Source organism: Rhizobium sp. SEMIA4064 (assembly GCF_003025035.1).
Classification (GTDB): Bacteria; Pseudomonadota; Alphaproteobacteria; order Rhizobiales; family Rhizobiaceae; genus Rhizobium; species Rhizobium paranaense.
In genome coordinates, this window is the sequence record NZ_PYJN01000013.1 from 268825 (window position 1) to 286317 (window position 17493).

At 59.7% G+C, this 17493-nt stretch carries 23 protein-coding genes; 16 read left to right on the top strand and 7 right to left on the bottom strand.

What is annotated here, in order from left to right; all coding sequences use genetic code 11:
- Positions 1-28: 28 nt before the first annotated feature.
- Positions 29-1318: a dihydroorotase gene (locus tag C9E91_RS07795; protein ID WP_107107766.1), complete on the bottom strand. Its 1290-nt coding sequence runs from the start codon at positions 1316-1318 to the stop codon at positions 29-31.
- Positions 1315-2271 carry an aspartate carbamoyltransferase catalytic subunit gene (locus C9E91_RS07800; RefSeq protein WP_107107767.1) on the bottom strand — a complete coding sequence of 319 codons (957 nt, stop codon included), beginning with the start codon at positions 2269-2271 and terminating at the stop codon, positions 1315-1317. The genes C9E91_RS07795 and C9E91_RS07800 overlap by 4 nt, the downstream gene beginning before the upstream one ends.
- 185 nt (positions 2272-2456) lie before the next feature.
- On the opposite strand from C9E91_RS07800, the gene C9E91_RS07805 reads away from it, so the two are divergent.
- From C9E91_RS07805 to C9E91_RS07825, 6 genes are all read left to right on the top strand, one after another.
- Entirely contained in the window at positions 2457-4115 is a 1659-nt protein-coding gene (locus C9E91_RS07805; RefSeq protein ID WP_107108119.1) for an acyl-CoA dehydrogenase family protein, read from the top strand.
- Positions 4116-4211: 96 nt separating this feature from the next.
- The gene (locus tag C9E91_RS07810; protein WP_107107768.1) at positions 4212-4457 is read left to right on the top strand and encodes a type II toxin-antitoxin system ParD family antitoxin; all 246 of its coding nucleotides are present in this window, start codon (positions 4212-4214) and stop codon (positions 4455-4457) included.
- A 26-nt stretch (positions 4458-4483) separates the two neighbouring features.
- Positions 4484-5101, top strand: a complete 618-nt coding sequence (locus tag C9E91_RS07815; RefSeq protein ID WP_107108120.1) for a GNAT family N-acetyltransferase — start codon at positions 4484-4486, stop codon at positions 5099-5101.
- 103 nt (positions 5102-5204) lie between these two features.
- Entirely contained in the window at positions 5205-5864 is a 660-nt protein-coding gene (locus C9E91_RS07820; protein ID WP_107107769.1) for a TetR/AcrR family transcriptional regulator, read from the top strand.
- 129 nt (positions 5865-5993) lie between these two features.
- A complete protein-coding gene (locus C9E91_RS19760) occupies positions 5994-6167 on the top strand; it encodes a hypothetical protein (protein WP_181316033.1) in 174 nt (57 codons plus the stop codon).
- Positions 6164-6496 carry a DUF6105 family protein gene (locus C9E91_RS07825; RefSeq protein WP_107107770.1) on the top strand — a complete coding sequence of 111 codons (333 nt, stop codon included), beginning with the start codon at positions 6164-6166 and terminating at the stop codon, positions 6494-6496. The genes C9E91_RS19760 and C9E91_RS07825 overlap by 4 nt, the downstream gene beginning before the upstream one ends.
- On the opposite strand, the gene ruvX is transcribed toward C9E91_RS07825, so the two are convergent.
- Positions 6433-6927, bottom strand: a complete 495-nt coding sequence (ruvX, locus tag C9E91_RS07830) for a Holliday junction resolvase RuvX (protein WP_107107771.1) — start codon at positions 6925-6927, stop codon at positions 6433-6435. The two genes, C9E91_RS07825 and ruvX, sit on opposite strands and share 64 nt — an antisense overlap.
- Positions 6928-7045: 118 nt before the next feature.
- Between ruvX and C9E91_RS07835 the strand changes: the two genes are divergently transcribed.
- The 3 genes from C9E91_RS07835 to gatA all read left to right on the top strand — a co-directional run bounded on the left by C9E91_RS07835 (position 7046) and on the right by gatA (position 9667).
- Entirely contained in the window at positions 7046-7756 is a 711-nt protein-coding gene (locus C9E91_RS07835) for a metal-dependent hydrolase (RefSeq protein ID WP_107107772.1), read from the top strand.
- Positions 7757-7841: 85 nt separating this feature from the next.
- Positions 7842-8129, top strand: coding sequence for an Asp-tRNA(Asn)/Glu-tRNA(Gln) amidotransferase subunit GatC (gene gatC, locus C9E91_RS07840; protein ID WP_107108121.1), 288 nt, complete (start codon positions 7842-7844; stop codon positions 8127-8129).
- A 56-nt stretch (positions 8130-8185) separates the two neighbouring features.
- Positions 8186-9667 carry an Asp-tRNA(Asn)/Glu-tRNA(Gln) amidotransferase subunit GatA gene (gatA, locus tag C9E91_RS07845; protein WP_107107773.1) on the top strand — a complete coding sequence of 494 codons (1482 nt, stop codon included), beginning with the start codon at positions 8186-8188 and terminating at the stop codon, positions 9665-9667.
- 226 nt (positions 9668-9893) lie between these two features.
- Here the strand turns inward: gatA and C9E91_RS07850 are convergent, their stop codons facing one another.
- The gene (locus C9E91_RS07850) at positions 9894-10151 is read right to left on the bottom strand and encodes a YjhX family toxin (protein WP_107108122.1); all 258 of its coding nucleotides are present in this window, start codon (positions 10149-10151) and stop codon (positions 9894-9896) included.
- Positions 10152-10439: 288 nt separating this feature from the next.
- Here C9E91_RS07850 and C9E91_RS07855 point away from each other — a divergent pair, with 288 nt between their 5' ends.
- The 3 genes from C9E91_RS07855 to C9E91_RS07865 all read left to right on the top strand — a co-directional run bounded on the left by C9E91_RS07855 (position 10440) and on the right by C9E91_RS07865 (position 13048).
- Positions 10440-10949, top strand: coding sequence for a GNAT family N-acetyltransferase (locus C9E91_RS07855; protein WP_107107774.1), 510 nt, complete (start codon positions 10440-10442; stop codon positions 10947-10949).
- Positions 10950-11036: 87 nt separating this feature from the next.
- Positions 11037-12542, top strand: a complete 1506-nt coding sequence (gene gatB, locus C9E91_RS07860) for an Asp-tRNA(Asn)/Glu-tRNA(Gln) amidotransferase subunit GatB (RefSeq protein ID WP_107107775.1) — start codon at positions 11037-11039, stop codon at positions 12540-12542.
- 5 nt (positions 12543-12547) lie between these two features.
- On the top strand, positions 12548-13048 hold the full coding sequence (locus C9E91_RS07865; RefSeq protein ID WP_107107776.1) for a GNAT family N-acetyltransferase: 501 nt from the start codon (positions 12548-12550) through the stop codon (positions 13046-13048).
- Here the strand turns inward: C9E91_RS07865 and C9E91_RS07870 are convergent.
- Positions 13041-13700, bottom strand: coding sequence for a hypothetical protein (locus C9E91_RS07870; protein ID WP_107107777.1), 660 nt, complete (start codon positions 13698-13700; stop codon positions 13041-13043). The two genes, C9E91_RS07865 and C9E91_RS07870, sit on opposite strands and share 8 nt — an antisense overlap.
- A 53-nt stretch (positions 13701-13753) precedes the next feature.
- Between C9E91_RS07870 and C9E91_RS07875 the strand changes: the two genes are divergently transcribed.
- From C9E91_RS07875 to C9E91_RS07885, 3 genes are all read left to right on the top strand, one after another.
- Complete coding sequence (locus C9E91_RS07875) at positions 13754-14221, top strand: GNAT family N-acetyltransferase (RefSeq protein WP_107107778.1); 468 nt, start codon at positions 13754-13756, stop codon at positions 14219-14221.
- 105 nt (positions 14222-14326) lie between these two features.
- Positions 14327-14725: an NADH:ubiquinone oxidoreductase subunit NDUFA12 gene (locus tag C9E91_RS07880; RefSeq protein ID WP_107107779.1), complete on the top strand. Its 399-nt coding sequence runs from the start codon at positions 14327-14329 to the stop codon at positions 14723-14725.
- Positions 14726-14933: 208 nt separating this feature from the next.
- A complete protein-coding gene (locus C9E91_RS07885; RefSeq protein ID WP_107107780.1) occupies positions 14934-15374 on the top strand; it encodes a DUF2155 domain-containing protein in 441 nt (146 codons plus the stop codon).
- 82 nt (positions 15375-15456) lie between these two features.
- Here C9E91_RS07885 and C9E91_RS07890 read toward each other — a convergent pair whose 3' ends face one another.
- Entirely contained in the window at positions 15457-16095 is a 639-nt protein-coding gene (locus C9E91_RS07890) for a DUF1062 domain-containing protein (protein ID WP_181316034.1), read from the bottom strand.
- A 34-nt stretch (positions 16096-16129) separates the two neighbouring features.
- Here C9E91_RS07890 and C9E91_RS19765 point away from each other — a divergent pair, with 34 nt between their 5' ends.
- Complete coding sequence (locus C9E91_RS19765; protein ID WP_181316035.1) at positions 16130-16297, top strand: hypothetical protein; 168 nt, start codon at positions 16130-16132, stop codon at positions 16295-16297.
- 169 nt (positions 16298-16466) lie between these two features.
- Here C9E91_RS19765 and C9E91_RS07895 read toward each other — a convergent pair whose 3' ends face one another.
- The gene (locus tag C9E91_RS07895; protein WP_107107781.1) at positions 16467-17423 is read right to left on the bottom strand and encodes a DUF2167 domain-containing protein; all 957 of its coding nucleotides are present in this window, start codon (positions 17421-17423) and stop codon (positions 16467-16469) included.
- Between the last annotated feature and the right edge of the window lie 70 nt (positions 17424-17493).

Consider the following 17493-nt stretch of genomic DNA (forward strand, 5'->3'; position numbering starts at 1 on the left):
TTTTATTCCCCATAAGCCCGAGCTTTGCCTAGAGACTGTGAACCAGCTTGCCTGCGACATAGGTCGCGACTGCCCTGCCGGTCATTCGTGCGTCTTCGAACGGTGTATTCTTCGAGCGCGACAGAAGCATGTCTTTGGCAACAAGCCAAGGCTCGTCGAGATCGATCAAGGCGATATCCGCCTTCGCGCCAGGCTTCAGCGTGCCGGCGTCAAGACCGAAGATCTGCGCCGGCCGTGTGGACAGGGCGTCGATCAGCCGCATCAGGCTGACTTCGCCGCTGTGATGCAGGCGAAGCGCGGCGGCCAGCAGCGTCTCCAACCCGATCGCGCCGTCCTCGGCCTCGCCGAAAGGCAGGCGCTTGGTATCCACATCCTGCGGGTCGTGCGCCGAGACGATGATGTCGATGGTGCCGTCCGCAAGCGCCTCGATCATGGCCGTGCGGTCATCCTCGGAACGCAGCGGCGGATAGACCTTGAAGAAGGTGCGGTACTCCCCGATGTCGTTTTCGTTGAGCGCCAGATTGTTGATCGAGATGCCGCAGGTGACCTTCGCGCCGCGCGAACGGGCGAGACGGATGGCCTCTGCCGATTCCGGCACGGAGATCATCGCCGCGTGATAATGGCTGCGGGTCAGCGCCGCGATCCTGAGATCGCGTTCCAGCGGGATGAGTTCCGATTCCTTCGGGATACCGGATAGCCCGAGCCAGCTTGCCAGCAGCCCCTCATGCATGACGCCGTTGGCGCCGAGATATTTGTCGCGGGTTTCGCAGGAGACAACGGCGCCGAATTCGCGCGCATAGGTCATGATGCGGCGCAGGACCTGCGTGTCATAGACGCCGGAATGCGCATCGGTGAAGACCACGGCGCCAGCTTCCCGGAGGAGGCCGATTTCCGTCATCTCCTCTCCAGCAAGCCCTTTGGTAATCGCCGCTGCCGGATAAACATTGACGACGGCGGTGTCGCGCGCCGTCTTCTTGACGAATTCGACCAAGGCGATGTCGTCGACGACGGGGTCTGTGTCCGGCATCATGATGAAGGAGGTCACGCCGCCTGCTGCCGCCGCGCAGCTCGCCGACGCGATGGTCTCGCGATGTTCACCGCCGGGCTCGCCGACATGGACGCGGGCATCGACAAGACCGGGCACGGCGACGAGGCCGGTGCAATCACGCACTTCAGCCCCTTTTGGCGCCGCACGCCCGAGCGCATCCTTGCCGGCAGCGAGAATGACGCCGTTTTCGACGATGATCGTGCCGACCTCGTCGAGATTGCGCGAGGGATCGATGATACGGACGTTCTGGAGGACGATCGAGTTGCTCATGCGCCAGCTCCCTCGGTGCGCGGCCCCTGGTTTTGTGAGATCAGCAGCGCTTCCATGACCGCCATGCGCACTGCGACACCCATTTCGACCTGTTCGGCGATGACGCTTTGCGGTCCGTCGGCCACCTCGGAGGCAATCTCGACGCCGCGGTTCATCGGACCGGGATGCATGACCAGCGCATCCTCCTTGGCCGCCTTCAGCGTCTCCGCATCGAGCCCGTAGAAGTGATAATATTCGCGCACCGACGGCACGAAAGCACCGGACATACGCTCACGCTGCAGCCGCAGCATCATCACCACGTCAGCGTCCTTCAGTCCTTCCTTCATGGAATGGAAGACCTCGACCCCCATGTCGGCGATCCCGGCGGGCAGCAGCGTGGCGGGAGCCACGACCCGGACCCGGGCGCCCATGGCATTCAGCAGCAGGATGTTGGAGCGTGCGACGCGCGAATGCTGTACGTCGCCGCAGATCGCCACGATGATGCGCGACAGCTTGCCCTTGGCGCGGCGGATGGTCAGTGCGTCGAGCAGCGCCTGTGTCGGGTGCTCGTGCTGGCCGTCGCCGGCGTTGACGACGGAGCAGGAGACCTTTTGTGCCAGCAGCGAGGCGGCACCGGCGCTGGAATGGCGGATCACGAGGACATCCGGCCGCATGGCATTCAGCGTCATCGCCGTGTCGATCAGCGTTTCGCCCTTCTTCACGGAAGAATTGCCGACCGACATGTTCATCACGTCGGCTCCGAGCCGCTTGCCGGCCAGCTCGAAGGAGGCCTGTGTGCGGGTCGAGGCTTCGAAAAAGAGGTTGATCTGCGTCAACCCGCGAAGCGTCGACGTCTTCTTTTCGCGTTGCCGGCTAATCTTCACCGCCTCGTCGGCCTTGTCGAGAAGATAGGTGATATCTTGTTCGGTGAGGCCCTTGATGCCGATGAGGTGGCGGTGGGGGAAGAAGACCATGACGCTGCCCTCCGGATTTCGTCAGGGGGTCTATAAAGAGGGAGTGCCTCAGGGGCAAGCGTGGGCTTTCGTCATGCCCGCTTGTTCCCCATGCAATTTCGTTCGAATCCCGCTACAGCGGCTATGCTGTTGGGAGACGAAAGTTCCAGTTTCCTTTTGCAACCCTCTTGCTCTACAAGCGATCCATGACCCAACCGACCCGGACTGACGACACATTTGCCGAACTGAACCAGCCGAGCCTCTGGTCCGGCATCAACGCTTATCGTTCCGATCCGCTGATCGTTGATTTGACGTCCGGCCTACCGCGTTCGACGCGTGACGATCTGGAGCAGATGGGCCGTTACGTCACCTCGCATGAGGCACAGGAACTGGCGCGCATGGCGAACCAGGGAGCGCCGCAACTGCGCACCCACGGCCCGCGTGGCGAACGGCTGGATGTCGTCGAGTTTCATCCGGCTTGGCATGCGTTGATGCGCCGCTCCATGTCGTCTGGCCTGCACTCCTCGATCTGGGATCCACAGGCTGACCCGGAAGCCAAGGGCCAGTCGCATAAGGTCCGTGCCGCGCGCTTCTATCTGACCGCACAATTGGAATGCGGCCATCTCTGCCCGCTGACCATGACCAGCGCCTCGGTCGCTGCAATGATGGCGTCTCCGGCGGTGCAGAAGGATTGGGCGCCGAAGATTCTCTCGCGCAAATATGATTCGTCCAACAAGCCGGCCATGCAGAAAAGCGCCGTCACCATCGGCATGGGCATGACGGAAAAGCAGGGCGGCACGGATGTGCGCGCCAACAAGACGACCGCCGACAAGGTTAGCGATGGCATCTATCGGCTCTCGGGCCACAAATGGTTCATGTCAGCGCCGATGAGCGACGCCTTCATTATGCTGGCGCAGACCAAGGACGGCATGGGCTGCTTCCTGGTGCCGCGCCTCCTCGAAGACGGTTCGGCCAATGGCCTGCAGTTCCAGCGGCTGAAGGACAAGCTCGGCAATCGCTCAAATGCGTCCTCCGAAGTCGAGTTCAGCGACACCTTCGGCTTCCTGCTCGGGGCGCCCGATGGCGGCGTTCGCACCATTCTCGATATGGTGACGCTGACACGCCTCGATTGCGCGCTGGCGTCTGCCGGCATCATGCGGGCCTCGCTCGCCGAAGCGGTGCACCATGCCCGCGGCCGCAGCGTCTTCGGCAAGATGCTGGTCCATCAGCCGATCATGACGCGCGTGCTTGCCGACATGGCGCTCGATGTTGCCGCAGCGACTGCCCTCGCCTTCCGTCTGGCGGAAGCCTTCGACAAGGCAAGCAGCAGCAGCGAAGATGCCGCCTATGCCCGCGTCATGACGCCGGTCGCGAAATATTGGTGCTGCAAGATCGCGCCCGCGCTGATCTACGAGGCGATGGAGTGCATCGGCGGCAGCGGCTATATCGAGGAACGCCCCATCGCCCGGCATTACCGGGAGGCGCCGGTCAATGCGATCTGGGAAGGCTCCGGTAACGTCATGGCACTTGACGTGCTGCGCGTTCTGAACCGGGGCAGAGATCTGTTCGAAACCGTCTTCGCCGGTCTTGCCCGCGATCTCGGTCCGGCCGGCAAGAAGACCATCGATGTTCTGCGCGCCGCCATGGCGCTTTGCGAACAGGATGAAGGTGCCGCTCGTCTGCTGATCGAGCAGATGGCACTCGCCGCGGGTGCGGCCGAACTCTATCGCCTGGGCGCAGGCAAGATCGCCGATGCCTTCATCGAAACCCGCTTGGCAGGCGGCTGGCGCGCCACCTACGGCATGCTGGATGCTCGCTTCGATGCGAGCTACATCGTCGATCTACTCTATCCGCCGGCGACTTGAAGCTGCCATTCAACGGAGACAGCGGGTTCGCGATAGCATCCATAGTTGATGCGATACCAATAATTATTATATATTGGTATCAGCAAGGAGTTGCCTATGGCCCGCAACACATCCATTTCGCTTGGTGACCACTTTACCGACTTCATCGACAGTCAAGTGCAGACAGGTCGATATGGCTCCGCCAGCGATGTTGTCCGGGCAGGGTTGCGTCTTCTGGAAGAACACGAGGCGAAGGTCAGGGTTCTTCAGGACGCACTCATCGCAGGGGAAGAGTCAGGGAAGCCGGGTCCTTTTGACAACGCTGCGTTCCTGAAGCGGATGCGAGCTACATATGGCGAGTAAGTCCGGTAGATATGGAAGAAGTCTCCATGATCAACCTCCGCTCCGTCCAACCCGATGACATCGATCAACTCTATGTCATCTCCCTGGTTACCGGCGATGCCGGCAGGGACGCGACGGCGCTCCATCGCGATGGACGGATGATTGGGCATATTTACTCGGTACCCTATGCGGCACTCAGCCCGGAAACCGTCTTTGTCGCCGAAGATGGGGAGGGCGTCTGCGGCTATATTGCCGGCGTCTTCGACACGGTTGCTTTCGAGGAAAGACTGGAGCGCGAGTGGTGGCCGGAGCTGCGCAAACGCTATGCGGAACCATCTGGCGATGCTTCGGCCTGGAATGCGGATCAGCAGAGAAGTTTTACGATCCATCATCCGAAGCGAGCGCCCGCCGCTCTCACCGATCCGTTCCCGGCGCATATTCATATGAATCTCCTGGCGCGCACGCAGGGGCAGGGCATCGGCAGTGCGCTTCTCGATCGATGGCTCTCGCATGCCCGCGCCCGTGGCGTCAGAGGCGTGCATCTCGGGGCAAATGTTGGCAACCACAATGGCATACGCTTCTGGGCATCGCGCGGATTTTCCCGGCTCGAACTGCCGCCGGAGCTGACGTCCGGAAACACCGTCTGGTTCGGCCAATCTCTCTAATCTGTGGATTCCACAGTTTTAAATCTATCGAATCTCATCGCCTCGTTGTTCACTTGTATGCGGCTTGCTATTCACCGGCTGGTGACAAGTTGGGGCCGAGATGATGTCAAGCGCAAACGCCGTTCTGAGAAAACCGATCGAAACGCCGGCTGAGCCGGAGAAGCGGGTGCGCAATCGCGCCGCCACCGAGCAGGCGATCCTGGATGCTGCGAAACGGCTGTTGGCGGAAGAGGGATTCCAGAATTTCGGCATCAACGCCGTCGCCCGCGGCGCCGGTTGCGATAAGCAACTGATCTATCGCTACTATGGCGGTCTCGATGGCCTGGTCGAGGCGATCGGCACTGATCTCGGCGGTTGGGTGCAGGATCGCATCCCCGACGATACCGGCGGCATGTTCCTACTGACCTATGGCGACCTGATGGAACGGCTGGCCCTGCTTTTCCTCGATGCATTGCGCGCCGATCCGCTGATGCGTCGCATCGTCGCTTGGGAGGTGTCCGAAAATACAGAGCAGGTGCGCCGGCTATCGGAAGCCCGCTCAAAGGCGCTTGCCGGCTGGATCGAGCGCATGCGCGGTTCGCTCACCCCGCCCAAGGGGATAGATACGGTCGCCGTCAATGCCATGATCTTTGCCGCTATTCAGCATCTCGTTCTTTCGGCGACCATCAGCGGCCAATGCGCCGGTCTTGCCCTGAAAACGGCGAAGGATTGGGAGAAGGCCGCGACCGCGCTGAAGCGGATCGTGCGCGGCGTCTACGGCTGACATCGCCGCCGCGCAGAAGATATCCACAGCCCCGTCTGGCCGTTAACCTTAACAATTGGTTTACGTTGCGCAGCACCGGTTAAATGGCCACTCTATGTGGACCGATTGTTAACCATTAAGCGTGCAGCCATGGGGCCCAGACCCGCAAAAATAGTGCTTCTTGTCGCGGCGATGATGTTCTTCGCCGTGCTGGCACTAGATATAACGCTACCGGCACTGGTGCTGAGCGCCATGGCATTGTCGAACTGGCTGGTCCTTTCGACTGAAGCGGCGCAATACCAGCGTCGAAGGGGAACCGCATGAAGTGGTTGCTGATATTCTGGGCCGCGCCGGTCTCGTTTCTCGGGGCTTGGTACTACCTGTCCTACTACGACATGAGTTTCGGCATCTTCATGTTCACGCGGCAGACGCACGACCTCGTCTTCCAGATCTACGGCAAGATCCTCGGCATCCCACCGGAAAGCATTCCGCCGCTGGTCGCCCGCGCCATCGCCTTCGACAGCCTGCTGGTTTTCGCCATCTTCGGCTTTCGCAAGCGCGCCGTCATTCTGGAATGGTGGAACCGCCGTCAAGTCTCGAGGTCGGGAAAGACCGGCCTGCCAAGCGCTGAAAGCCTATCCAAAGCTCCCTGAAGAATGAAGCTCGCGGCGGCCGAGTCGATCCGCTCGGCACGCTTGGCGCGCGACACATCCATTTCCAGCAGCGCCCGTTCGGCGGCGACCGTCGACAGCCGCTCATCCCAGAAGACGAAGGGCAGGGCGGTCTTGTCGGCCATGCTGCGCACGAAGGCCCGCGTCGCCTGCACGCGAGGCCCTGCCGAACCGTCCATGTTCATCGGCAGGCCGATGACGAAGGCCGCGACTTTTTCCTTTTCGGCGAAGGCAACCAGCACCTGGGCATCCTGGGTGAATTTCACCCGCTTGATCACCGGGCGAGGCGTGGCGAACCGCCGGCCGAGATCGGACATGGCGAGCCCGATCGTCTTGGTGCCGAGATCGAGCCCGGCGATCGGCTGACCGGGCAGGAGCATCACGGCGAGGTCTTCGATGGTCAGCGTCGTCATCAGCTCTCGTCCCCCGTCAAAACAAATTGAAGTCCGCGCCGCTTTTCTTTGTGGCGGTTTCGGATATGTCCTAAGACACCAGTCTTGCATTAGAAATCAAGTATTAAGGAGAAAATCCATGAAGATCACTTGGCTCGGCCATGCAGCCTTTCGCATCGAAACGGCTAGCGCCAAAATCCTTATCGACCCTTTCCTGAGCTACAATCCATCCTTCGCCGGCACGGGGCTAAATATCAAGGATGTAGCCGCCGGCATCACCCACATTCTCTTGACCCACGGTCACGGCGACCATGTCGGCGACACCGTTCAGATTGCCAAGGACACGGGCGCGGTTGTTCTCGCCAATGCCGATCTTGCTGCCTGGCTTAGCAGCAAGGGTGTCGAGAAGCTGGAAATGGGCAATACCGGCGGCACGGTCGGTCTCGGCGGTTTCTCTGCCACCTTCACGAATGCGCTGCACTCCTCCGCCCAACTCACCGAGGACGGTGTTTCGCATTCTCTCGGCAACGCGAACGGCCTGATGCTGCATTTCGACGACGAGCCGACGCTGTTCCACATGGGCGACACGGACATCTTCTCCGACATGGGCCTGATCAACGAACTGCATCAGCCTGATATCGGCATTGTGCCGATCGGCGACCGCTTCACCATGGGCGGCGCCGTTGCCGCGCTCGCCTGCCAGCGCTTCTTCAACTTCAAGACCGCCATTCCGGGCCACTACGGCACGTTCCCGATCATCGACCAGACCGCGGAAAAGTTCATCGCCGGCCTGGAAGGCTCGAAGACGGCGGTCGCGGCTCCGAAGCCCGGTGAGACCATCTCGGCGTAACGATACCCGTTGCGTATAGCGGACATGGCCTTTATAGCGTGAGGAAAATCCACTGTTGGTGGATATCAACTATCCGGAGAATGCCATGTCCGTCGATCTCGCCACCGTCAAACGCGTCGCCCATCTTGCGCGTATCGCCGTCAATGAGGACGAAGCGCAGAGAATGATGGGCGAACTGAACGGCATTCTGGGCTTCGTCGAGCAGCTTTCCGAAGTGAATGTCGATGGTATCGAGGCCATGACCTCCGTCACGCCGATGGCGATGAAGAAGCGGACTGATGGTGTCACCGATGGCAGCAAGGCCTCCGACATCGTCGCCAATGCGCCGAATACCGACCAGAATTTCTTCCTGGTTCCCAAAGTTGTTGAATAACGGCCGGACGAGCCTGTTCCGACCCATTGCCCTCATTAGACCTGAAGCGAAACAAGATGAGTGAACTGACCAGCCTGACCATTGCCGAAGCCCGCGACAAGCTGCGCGCCAAGGACATCACCGCCACCGAATTGACCGAGGCCTATCTTTCGGCGATCGAGGCGGCCAATGCTCAGTTCAATGCCTATGTGAAGGTGACGCCGCAAAAGGCGCTCGCAATGGCCAAGGTGTCGGACGCCCGCCTTGCGGAAGGCAAAGCCGGCGCGCTGGAAGGCATTCCACTCGGGATCAAGGACCTGTTTGGCACCGAAGGCATTCATACCCAGGCCTGCAGCCACATCCTGGACGGTTTCGAGCCGCACTACGAATCGACCGTCACGCAGAACCTTTGGAACGACGGCGCCGTCATGTTGGGCAAGCTCAACATGGATGAGTTCGCCATGGGTTCCTCCAACGAGACCTCCTATTACGGCCCGGTGATCAACCCCTGGCGCGCCGCCGGTTCCAACCAGCAGCTCGTTCCCGGCGGTTCCTCGGGCGGTTCGGCCGCTGCCGTCGCCGCGCATCTCTGCGCCGGCGCCACGGCTACCGACACCGGCGGCTCCATCCGCCAGCCGGCCGCCTTCACCGGCACGGTCGGTATCAAGCCGACCTATGGCCGTTGCTCGCGTTGGGGCATTGTCGCCTTCGCCTCGTCGCTCGACCAGGCCGGCCCGATTGCTCGCGATGTTCGCGACGCAGCCATCCTCCTGAAGTCGATGGCAAGCGTCGACGCCAAGGACACGACCTCGGTCGATCTGCCCGTGCCGGATTACGAAGCCTCGCTCGGCAAGTCGCTCAAGGGCATGAAGATCGGTATCCCGAACGAATACCGTGTCGACGGCATGCCGGAAGAGATCGAAACCCTTTGGCAGCAGGGCATTGCCTGGCTGAAGGATGCAGGCGCAGAGATCGTCAACATCTCGCTGCCGCACACGAAATATGCCCTGCCGGCCTATTACATCGTCGCGCCTGCCGAAGCGTCCTCGAACCTCGCCCGTTACGACGGCGTGCGCTACGGCCTGCGCGTCGATGGCAAGGACATCGTCGACATGTATGAAAAGACGCGCGCTGCCGGCTTCGGCCAGGAAGTGAAGCGCCGCATCATGATTGGCACCTACGTTCTGTCGGCCGGCTACTACGACGCCTATTACCTGCGCGCCCAGAAGGTTCGCACGCTGATCAAGCGCGATTTCGAACTCGCCTTCAACGCCGGCGTCGACGCCATCCTGACGCCCGCCACGCCGTCCTCGGCCTTCGGCATCGCCGACGAAAACCTCGCTTCCGATCCGGTCAAGATGTACCTCAACGACATCTTCACGGTAACGGTCAACATGGCCGGTCTCCCCGGCATCGCCGTTCCCGCCGGCCTCGACCCGAAGGGCCTGCCGCTCGGCCTGCAGCTCATCGGCAAGCCATTCGACGAGGAAACCCTGTTCAAGACCGCCCACGTCATCGAACAGGCCGCCGGCAAGTTCACGCCGGCGAAGTGGTGGTAAGTAGCATATCCGGAAAGGTCGATAGCTGAAAGTGACGGGCCAGACCTCGTGGTTCGAGGCCCTGTCACCTTCGCTATCGCTTCGGTGCCAGAGCACCTCACCATGAGGTCTGGAGCGGCCGAATATCTGACGGCAAGCGAGGGGAGTAGCCCTCATGGTGAGGTTTGAAGCCCTTTGAGCATAGCGAAATGGCGGAGCCTCGAACCACGAGGGCGGATGATGCGGCCTACCTATTATCCAACTGCGCCCTCACCAGCCGCAATCCGTGCTCGGTAATCCGATACGGATGACCGTCGGAGGATTTGATGGCTCTTAGGCGTTTGAGTTTGCGGAAGAGATCGAGGCCGAAGCCGGGATAAAGCCAGCCGTCGCGTGTAAAGCAACGGACGGTCTCGATCTTCTTGTTTTCGGAGCGATTGATTTCAATGCGGCCGCCTTGGGCGAGCAGATGCAGAATGCGCTGTTCGGCGCGGGAAATATCCATGGTTTTCAAGATCCGGAAAGCGCCGTAAGGCGCGACAAAACGATCCGACATTCCCTTGGGGAATTCGGGGCTTCGTTTCGGGCCCAGCGCGCAAGAAAGACTTGCGGGCAGGGCCTTTACCGGGTCTGAGAAAAGGTGGACATCAAGACTCCATTGATGCCTAACATCTAAAGCAGGTTGTATTCTCGGTCAAGTTTCACTCCTGTTAGCCATCCTGCGCCTGTTCTCATTTGGCGGCTGGAAAAAGCCCTTTTCCGGTGTTTTACTGCTGAAAACGGCGGGGGCCTGATGATCCATATTCGCAATGCCCACGAGGGAGAGACGGAGATATTAGTCAATATCGGCCTGCGGTCGTGGCAAACGGCCATGCGGTCGATCGGTGGCACGGATGCTCTGCTCGAAAGTGCCAGAGAAGCCTTCTCGAATTTCACCCGCAGGTCATGGCTGACTATCACGATTGTGGAGCTGAACGGACTTGTTGCCGGCTGGGCTGCTCGCGAGGCGTTAGACGAGAATATCTCCGATTTCTGGATCGATCCCGATCACCTGCGGCAGGGGCTTGGTTCGGCACTGCTGGCGCAGATCGAGAAGGATGTTCTGGAGCAGGGGCTGGAGAAGGTCGCGGTGCAGACCCACGCAGGCAATACCGACGCGATCGAGTTCTTCAAAGCACACGGCTATGCCATCCATTGGCTCTCCGTTGACTATTCCCCGAAGCTCGATCGCGACGTGCCGACGGTCGGCCTTTCGAAACCGCTGCTCGATAGTAGCGAAGGGACATATGGCACGGGCATATAACGGCAGCGGGGTGCTGAAAGTCTTGCGCCGCACCGCCAATTGCTCTACCTCACAAAGTTCAGAAGAACAGCATTTCAAGAGCCTCTCATGACCATTGTCGACGTCCGCACGCCAGATCCGAAGCGTTTCATTCCCGGTGCCACCGGCGATTGGGAAGTTGTTGTCGGGATGGAAGTCCATGCCCAGGTGTTGAGCAAATCCAAGCTCTTCTCCGGCGCTTCGACAGAGTTTGGCAAGCCGCAGAATTCCAACGTGTCGCTGGTCGACGCCGCCATGCCCGGCATGCTGCCCGTCATCAATGAGGAATGCGTCAGGCAGGCGGTCCGCACCGGCCTCGGTCTGAAGGCTCAAATCAACAAGCGCTCGGTCTTCGACCGCAAGAACTATTTCTATCCCGACCTGCCGCAGGGCTACCAGATCTCGCAGTACAAGGATCCGATCGTCGGCGAAGGCAAGATCGTCATTTCGCTCGGTCCGGATCGCCAGGGCCAGTTCGAGGACATCGAGATCGGCATCGAGCGCCTGCACCTGGAGCAGGACGCCGGCAAGTCGATGCACGACCAGCACGCCACCATGTCCTACGTCGACCTCAACCGTTCCGGCGTGGCGCTGATGGAAATCGTCTCCAAGCCGGACATGCGCTCGTCGGACGAGGCGAAGGCCTATATGACCAAGCTGCGCTCGATCGTGCGTTATCTCGGCACTTGCGACGGCAACATGGACGAAGGCTCCATGCGCGCCGACGTCAACGTCTCCGTCCGCCGTCCGGGTGGAGAGTTCGGCACGCGCTGCGAGATCAAGAACGTCAACTCGATCCGTTTCATCGGCCAGGCGATCGAATACGAAGCCCGCCGCCAGATTGCGATCCTCGAGGACGGTGGCACGATCGATCAGGAAACCCGGCTGTTCGATCCGAACAAGGGCGAAACGCGATCCATGCGCTCCAAGGAAGACGCGCATGATTACCGCTATTTCCCCGATCCGGACCTGCTGCCGCTCGAATTCGACGACGCATTTATCGATGCCTTGAGAGCCAATCTGACGGAACTGCCCGACGACAAGAAGGAGCGTTTCGTTCGTGAAATGGGCCTGTCGATCTATGACGCCTCCGTGCTCGTCTCGGAAAAGGCGATTGCCGATTATTTCGAAACGGTCTCTGCCGGCCGCGACGGCAAGATCGCGGCAAACTGGGTGATCAACGACCTCTTGGGTGCCTTGAACAAAACCGGCAAAACCATTGAAGAGACTCCGGTTTCGCCCGCCCAGCTCGGCGCCATCATCGACCTGATCAAGGCCGAAACCATCTCCGGCAAGATCGCCAAGGACCTGTTCGAAATCGTGCTCAACGAGGGCGGCGATCCTGCCGAGATCGTCGAAGCCCGCGGCATGAAGCAGGTCACCGACACTGGCGCCATCGAGAAGGCGGTCGACGAGATCATCGCCGCCAATCCGGATCAGGTCGCCAAGGTCAAGGCTAAGCCGACGCTTGCTGGCTGGTTCGTCGGTCAGGTAATGAAGTCGACCGGTGGCAAGGCCAATCCGCAGGCGGTACAAGGTCTCGTCAAGGCCAAGCTCGGCATCGAAGAGGAATAGGCTCCGTGTATTTCGTCCGCACGGCCGGCGAGAAGGATCTCGGGAAGGTCCGCGACCTTCTCGTCGAGACTTGGCATGCGGCTTACGACCGGCACTTTGGCGCGGCGAAGGTCGATGAACTGATCGAGTTTCTGCTCTCGCCGGCCAAGCTGAAGGCGCGGTTGGCGAAGCGGCAATCGGAGTTCCTGGTCGCCGACAATGGCGAGGATATCGGCGGCATGGGTTATGCCGTCATGTCCGAGCAGATGACCAAGACCGTTCTCCTACATATGCTCTATGTCCGTCCCTCACTGCAACGCAACGGCATCGGCCGCGACATCTTCGCCGAGCTGGAAACCTGCTTTCCGGACGCCGAAGTCATGCGCCTCGACGTCGAACCCAAAAACGCCGAAGCGATCGCCTTCTACAAAGCCCACGGCTTCACCGAGGTCGGCCGCAACGAGAATGCGGGGCAGGGACAGTCGGGCATTCCGGCGTTGGTGTTTGAGAAGCGGCTGACTACGTAACTGGCGTGGCGGGTGCAGCGCTCGCATACTGCTTGTGGAACGCCAGCATGAGATCAAGAAGTTCCTTCCTTGAAACCGAAAGGTTTGCCATCGCGATGTAAACGCGCTGTGTACCGTCTTTGTTGTCTTTTATCCGAAGTCTCGCAGCAGGCGTCGTTTGCTCCAAGTGTACGCCAGAGCGCAACCAAAACTTGATGTTACGCCTATCCCTATATTTGGACAGGCTGAGATCGCTTGGAATTGTCAATTTCCCATACAGTCCAGACATGGCCAAGAGGCGCAGAGTACCACGGGAGATGAAACGGAGGATCTCCGCATTAGGAGAATTGGGCTCGAATTTCAGTGCGTCCACATCGATGTGCTCTATGGCGGACCACGGAATGAAACCCAGCCCAAATCGGCTATCCAATATGCCTTCCGGGCCGATAGTCACGATCGCGCTATTGGATTGAGAGGTTATTGTTCGAAGCGCGACAACGACATAGAAGGATACAGGCAGCAAAAGTAAAATTAAAAGAAGCTTAAATGCCGCGTCGGTGTTTGGCACTACGAGCAAAAATAAAAGCAGCCCCATCAGGGATATTTGCAGGACTGTTTTTAGGTGCAGTTCGGGCATGAAGTATTGAAATGAGTGTGTTTCGCTCGCAGACATACGGCCTTCCAGAGTCACAGCGTTGCCGTTCAGTTAGACGTAGGTAGAAAACATTGCCGCCACAAGATCTACTTATCCGCGCAGCCAGAGAAGCTGACCTTCCTTCCTTGATCGCCCTCTTCGCCGCCGATGCTCTCGGCGGTCACGGCGACACGACCGATCCCGCCGCATATGAAGACTACCTCCGCGCCTTTCGCACGATCCAATCCTCGCCAGATCAAACACTCTATGTCGCCGAGTTCCGCGGCGAGGTCGTCGGTACATTCCAGACCATGATCACGACATCGCTGACCGGCCGCGGTTCTTCCTCGATGATCATCGAGGCGGTTCAGACGCGCTCGGATCTGCGCGGACAGGGGATTGGTGCCGCGATGATCAATTTTTGCATTGCCGAGGCAAAAAGCCGCGGCATGCGGTTGGTGCAACTGACGTCGAATGCTCTTCGCAAGGATGCCCATCGCTTCTATGAGAGATTGGGTTTCAAGCCGAGCCATCTTGGCTTCAAGATGGCTTTGAAATGACCGCTTTTCCCGCTGGAATCACTGGACAAGGCGGCATAGTGGCGGCATAAGCGAGGGATCGAATTCTGGTTTCGCACGCACTCCCAGCGGGCATAAGGAAAAGACATGTGGAATTTACTCGTACAAACCTTCACCTGGTGGAATGGTCAGACGATGGGCACCCGCTTTGCGACCTGGCGGTTCGGCAAGCGCGTCGGCGAGGATGAATTCGGCAATGTCTACTATGAGGGCGGCACGTCGTCCTACGGTCTTCCGAAGCGCTGGGTGATCTACAAGGGTTATGCCGAAGCTTCCGCCATTCCTCCGGGCTGGCACGGCTGGATGCACCACCGCACCGACGTTCCGCCGACCAAGGACAACTACGTTGCCAAGGAATGGCAGAAGGCGCATCGCGCCAATCCGACTGGCTCGCCGCAGGCCTATCGCCCGCCGGGCTCGTTGGCCGTTGCCGGCGAACGTCCGCGCGTGACCGGCGACTACGACGCCTGGACGCCGGGCAACTGAGCACGGAAGGCCGGCCCGTCCTTTGGCCACAATTGGCCTTTAGAGTAGTTCCAGGAAAAGTGCGAAGCGGTTTTCCGTCCGGAATGCGTAAAAAAACAAAAAGATAGAGCGGGGAAAGCGATTCCAGGGAACGCTGATCCGCTCTTGGCGCAGAACATGCCGGCTCGTGCTCGGCGCTTTGACCGAGACCAAGCGGAGATTGGCGGATATGACGTTTTTCACGCGGAGCGCTTCTTTGCGTGCGATATCGGGAGTGGCGCTTGCCCTTGCTGCGGGCGCTGTCTTGCCGCCGTCTGCAGAGGCTGCCCGCATCTCCAACCCCGTCGCCGTTTTCTCCGGCCTCGACAAGATCACCGGCCGCATCACCACGTTCGATGTCTACATCAACGAGACCGTGCAGTTCGGCGCGCTGCAGGTGACGCCGAAGGCCTGCTATTCGCGTGACGATACCGAGCAGCAGAAGGTCGACGGTTTCGTCGAGGTGGACGAGATCACCCTCGACCGCCGCATCCGCCGCATCTTCACCGGCTGGATGTTTGCCGACAGCCCAGGCCTCAACGCCGTCGAACATCCGATCTATGACGTCTGGCTGAAAGAGTGCAAGCAGAAGTCGGATATCCCGCCGCCGGACAGCGCCGGCGCCAAGTAAAACGCTTCTCTCCAAATATCGCAAAGCGGCAAGATTGGCTCACGAAGGCAACACCGTCGCGAGCAATCCTGTGGCAATCCGCTCAGCCGTCCTTCCTGCCCAAAGCAGCTACTTTCCAAATCGAATGCCGGTCGGTGTCGTCGGAGAGATCGATGACGATGCGCGAGCCGTCTTTGATCCTTCGCCGCATGGCATCGGCGCGATCCGGATGGATCAGAAGTTTTGCGCCGTGGTTCAGCGCCTGTAGCCGGGAGCGTGAGATGCTGAGTTCGGACGCAAGCAAGCGGTCGAGGCGGGAGTTGAAAGGAAGCGCAACCGCCAGACCAATTTCCAGCATCGTCCAGCCATCCGGTTCGTTCAACGCCTCTTTCTCGATATCTGCATCGGCAAATTCGTCGACGCGTTGAGCCTTGCGCCGCAGCCCGTTGAGATCGAATTCCCAGGCCCGTATCCAGTCGGGATCGTTGCCCTGCAGTGCTTCCAGAACAAGAGGATTGAGATCACGAATCGCCTGACGCTCAAAGAGCGTTCGGTTCCATGTCTTATCGCAATCCACGCATTTATAGACGAGCCAGGCATCGAGCTTCTTGCCGTTGGCGTTGAGCCGGACCCTGCCGCTCGACTTAAAAGGCTTGAGGCATCCGCATCCGCTGCAGGCGATCCATGGCTGAGGGGCAGTTCGAGGATTGATGGTCCATCGGACCTGGAGAATATTGCACATACCGTCTTGGTCTTCCGTTCGGAAGTTCACCAAGTTGGCGGTAAGACAAGCCCACTACGGGCGCGGCGTGGCGATGTTTCGGACGGCTGAAGAACTGAGACAGCAATGGCTGCGCATGGCGCATTTCAACAATGCCAAACCGGTCTCAGGCCACCACCCGATGAACATGATCATACGTCCGGCAGCGATGACGCTGGCCTGACATACAGGGTGAAACTGGATGAGACCGGTATTTACGACGGCAAAGTGGAACCTCGATGCACCAACGCTCTTCAGGCGAGCATTAGCAGATAAAAACGCGGATTTGAAGCCGTTGGCGCCCCGGAAAGCCTATGGCGCTTTCAGCGCGCGCCAGACGGCCGGAGCCGTTCTCAGGCGTCGGTACTTTTATCCCGGCGAAACGCACCAAGGATCTTTCGCCCTATGGCAGCAATCCCGGCGACAACGACGATCAGCCCTTTTTTCAACGCCAGCAGCGCTACGCCGAAGCTCTTGAAGAAGCCGAGGACGACCGCCAGGAAGCCGAGCTTTGCGGCGATCTTCACGCCGGCGCCGGCGGCGATCATACCCGCCATGCTGTAGGCAGCGATCTTGTCGCCGTTGACAAAGTCGGCATAGCGCTTGCCGCTGTCATATTGCACGGCGTTGATGACATTCGGGATGGCATTGTTGATGTCTTGCAACTGGTTGAGGCCGGCCACGAAATCGAGTTCCATGACGCCTTCGCGACCGAGCACGCGCACCGAATAGTTCAGCGTATGCAGACCATTGGTGTCCTTGCCGAAGACAAGGTCGCGGGCCCAGTGAAGCGCATGGGTCGCCTTGTCGTAGTGCGGCGGCTCGGCCCAGCCGACCAGAGTGATCGGAGCGTAGCCTTGCTGCTCGCGTTCGGGATTTTGTTCCTTGATCCCATCCTGGATTTGCTTCAGCAGGGCGTTATAGTCTGTCGACGCGGCGTCATCGTCGGAGACATGGCCGCTGCCATCATATTCGACGACCGCACCCCAGGTGCGCGGATCAATCGGCGCATATTTCGCTGGGAAGATCATGCCGAGCGTACCTTCGGCCGCGCTGGCCGGATTACCCCAGAGCTGAACCAGCACTTTGCGCGTATCTTCCGGATTGAGATAGTAGAGCTGGTCAGAGACATTCAGCATCGCGTCGGCGCCGGGCAATTTGATCGGTCCCTGCTGAAAATCGATGGTCTTCAGCACGGCTCCTCTGCCGCTCTCCGGAGCGTCGGTGCCGAACATGTCGTGAAAGGATTTGGCGTTGGCCTGCGTTGCGGCCAATGCGGCGAGAAATACGATTGCAAGATATTTTTTCAAGATACTACCCCCGGCTGTTGTGCCGAACGTAGCGGATTCTTGATTTAAATCAATGTATGTATGGGGGTTC

What these genes read in the sequence shown, in the direction of transcription:
- C9E91_RS07800 (WP_107107767.1), bottom strand. Translation starts at nt 2,271, where the DNA reads ATGGTCTTCTTCCCCCACCGCCACCTCATCGGCATCAAGGGCCTCACC.
- C9E91_RS07880 (WP_107107779.1), top strand. Translation starts at nt 14,327, where the DNA reads ATGTGGAATTTACTCGTACAAACCTTCACCTGGTGGAATGGTCAGACG.
- C9E91_RS07825 (WP_107107770.1), top strand. Translation starts at nt 6,164, where the DNA reads ATGAAGTGGTTGCTGATATTCTGGGCCGCGCCGGTCTCGTTTCTCGGG.
- C9E91_RS07835 (WP_107107772.1), top strand. Translation starts at nt 7,046, where the DNA reads ATGAAGATCACTTGGCTCGGCCATGCAGCCTTTCGCATCGAAACGGCT.
- C9E91_RS07850 (WP_107108122.1), bottom strand. Translation starts at nt 10,151, where the DNA reads ATGGATATTTCCCGCGCCGAACAGCGCATTCTGCATCTGCTCGCCCAA.
- C9E91_RS19760 (WP_181316033.1), top strand. Translation starts at nt 5,994, where the DNA reads ATGGGGCCCAGACCCGCAAAAATAGTGCTTCTTGTCGCGGCGATGATG.
- gatA (WP_107107773.1), top strand. Translation starts at nt 8,186, where the DNA reads ATGAGTGAACTGACCAGCCTGACCATTGCCGAAGCCCGCGACAAGCTG.
- C9E91_RS07815 (WP_107108120.1), top strand. Translation starts at nt 4,484, where the DNA reads ATGATCAACCTCCGCTCCGTCCAACCCGATGACATCGATCAACTCTAT.
- C9E91_RS07870 (WP_107107777.1), bottom strand. Translation starts at nt 13,700, where the DNA reads ATGTCTGCGAGCGAAACACACTCATTTCAATACTTCATGCCCGAACTG.
- C9E91_RS07855 (WP_107107774.1), top strand. Translation starts at nt 10,440, where the DNA reads ATGATCCATATTCGCAATGCCCACGAGGGAGAGACGGAGATATTAGTC.
- C9E91_RS07890 (WP_181316034.1), bottom strand. Translation starts at nt 16,095, where the DNA reads ATGTGCAATATTCTCCAGGTCCGATGGACCATCAATCCTCGAACTGCC.
- ruvX (WP_107107771.1), bottom strand. Translation starts at nt 6,927, where the DNA reads ATGACGACGCTGACCATCGAAGACCTCGCCGTGATGCTCCTGCCCGGT.
- gatC (WP_107108121.1), top strand. Translation starts at nt 7,842, where the DNA reads ATGTCCGTCGATCTCGCCACCGTCAAACGCGTCGCCCATCTTGCGCGT.
- C9E91_RS07820 (WP_107107769.1), top strand. Translation starts at nt 5,205, where the DNA reads ATGTCAAGCGCAAACGCCGTTCTGAGAAAACCGATCGAAACGCCGGCT.
- C9E91_RS07805 (WP_107108119.1), top strand. Translation starts at nt 2,457, where the DNA reads ATGACCCAACCGACCCGGACTGACGACACATTTGCCGAACTGAACCAG.
- gatB (WP_107107775.1), top strand. Translation starts at nt 11,037, where the DNA reads ATGACCATTGTCGACGTCCGCACGCCAGATCCGAAGCGTTTCATTCCC.
- C9E91_RS07885 (WP_107107780.1), top strand. Translation starts at nt 14,934, where the DNA reads ATGACGTTTTTCACGCGGAGCGCTTCTTTGCGTGCGATATCGGGAGTG.
- C9E91_RS07810 (WP_107107768.1), top strand. Translation starts at nt 4,212, where the DNA reads ATGGCCCGCAACACATCCATTTCGCTTGGTGACCACTTTACCGACTTC.
- C9E91_RS07795 (WP_107107766.1), bottom strand. Translation starts at nt 1,318, where the DNA reads ATGAGCAACTCGATCGTCCTCCAGAACGTCCGTATCATCGATCCCTCG.